Here is a 1,929-nt window from a genome sequence, read left to right on the forward strand (position 1 = left end):
CTCAAAGATAAATTTAAAAAATCAGGCTCCAGACTAATCTTATTCTTAATAATTTCAAAAATCATAGAAGTCCGTTATCAAATAGCTTACCGGTATAAAATTTTTTACACAAAATCACTTTATTAAAAAATATTGCTGTAAATTTTGTTCAATTACAAAATCAATTTTGCTGTATGGGAGATTTACAAATAAAAAAACAACCAAAACAATACGATGCCGTAATTGTAGGCTCGGGTGCAGGTGGCGGTATGGCGGCTTATACATTAGCCAAAGCCGGATTTAAGGTTTGCATTATTGAGGCCGGTTACATGTACGATCCTCAAAAAAATATTACGCAATTAAAAAATCCGTGGGATAGTCCACGCCGTGGCGCCAGTACCACCATAAGGCCTTTTGGAGATTTTGATGCCTGCTATGGTGGGTGGAGTGTGGAAGGTGAACCTTTTACTAAAGAAGCCGGAACCGACTGGATGTGGTGGCGTGCAAGAATGCTGGGTGGCAGAACCAATCACTGGGGACGGATATCTTTACGATTTGGCCCTAAAGATTTTAAAAGAAAAAGTATTGATGGCCTCGGGGATGACTGGCCCATTGGTTATGATGATATAAAACCTTATTACGATAAAGTAGATAAATTAATTGGCGTATTTGGCACTAACGAAGGTTTGGAAAACGATCCCGATGGATTTTTTCTTCCACCACCAAAACCAAGGCTGCATGAATTGTTTATAAAAAATGCTGCAGGCCAGGCTGGGGTTAATGTAATCCCTTCACGGCTTTCTATACTTACAAAAAATATAGAGAATGATGCCGACAGAAAAGCTTGTTTTTTTTGCGGACAGTGCAACCGAAACTGCAGCATGGCAAAAGCAGATTTCAGCAGCACCAATGTTTTAATTTACCCTGCAATAAAAACAGGTAATGTAGATGTAGTGGCAAATGCTATGGCACGTGAAGTATTGACAAACAAAGAAGGATTGGCAACCGGCGTTTCATACATCAGCAAAGATGATATGATGGAATACCAGGTTAGCGGCAAAGTGGTGATACTTGCGGCCAGTGCTTGCGAAAGTGCAAGGCTGATGCTGAATTCAAAATCGCAACGCCACCCGAATGGATTGGCCAACAGCAGTAATGTAGTAGGTAAATATTTACACGATTCTACCGGCGCCGCAGTGGGTGGAATATTGCCACAACTTTTTGACAGGAAAAGATACAACGAAGATGGTGTGGGTGGCTTGCACGTGTACTCGCCGTGGTGGCTGGATAATAAAAAATTAGATTTTCCCCGTGGTTATCATATTGAATACTGGGGCGGCATGAGCCAGCCCAGTTATGGTTTTAGCTGGGGCATTGAAAATTTAAATGGAAAATATGTGGTAAAGGGAAAACAAAAAGAAGCCGGCGGCTACGGGGCATCGTTAAAGGAAGATTACCGGCATTTTTATGGCTGCGGTGTGGGTATGGCCGGCCGTGGCGAAGCTATTCCTTTAGAAACTAATTATTGCGCTATTGACCCAAACACCGTTGATAAATTTGGTATTCCTGTTTTAAAATTTAATGTAAAATGGAGTGAGCACGAAATAAAACAGGCCAAGCACATGAAAGAAACCTTTAAAGAAGTAATGCATAATATGGGTGCCGTAATTACCTGGGGCGGTGATGATGATGAAAAAAATAACTATGGCCTGAGCAAACCCGGCGAAATTATTCATGAAGGCGGCACAGTAAGAATGGGTAATGATCCCAAAAAATCGGCATTGAATAAATACAGCCAGGCGCATGATTGTAAAAATTTATTTTGTGTAGATGGCGGGCAGTTTGTAAGCCAGGCAGATAAAAATATTACGTGGACAATTTTGGGGGTGGGGGTGTGGGCGTCGGGGTTGGTTGTTGCGGAGTTGAAGTAAGGTTGCCTGTGTCTGGGGG

At 41.8% G+C, this 1,929-nt stretch carries 1 protein-coding gene; it reads left to right on the plus strand.

Annotated elements, in window-relative coordinates:
- Window positions 1-173: 173 nt before the first annotated feature.
- Window positions 174-1,910 carry a GMC oxidoreductase gene (locus tag ACY65O_RS15430; protein ID WP_462221755.1) on the plus strand — a complete coding sequence of 579 codons (1,737 nt, stop codon included), beginning with the start codon at window positions 174-176 and terminating at the stop codon, window positions 1,908-1,910.
- Window positions 1,911-1,929 lie beyond the last annotated feature (19 nt).

Source organism: Ferruginibacter sp. (genome assembly GCF_031430955.1).
Lineage (GTDB): Bacteria > Bacteroidota > Bacteroidia > Chitinophagales > Chitinophagaceae > Ferruginibacter.

Bases quoted from the DNA above. Each gene is read 5' to 3' on its own strand.
- ACY65O_RS15430 (WP_462221755.1), top strand. From the start codon at position 174: ATGGGAGATTTACAAATAAAAAAACAACCAAAACAATACGATGCCGTA.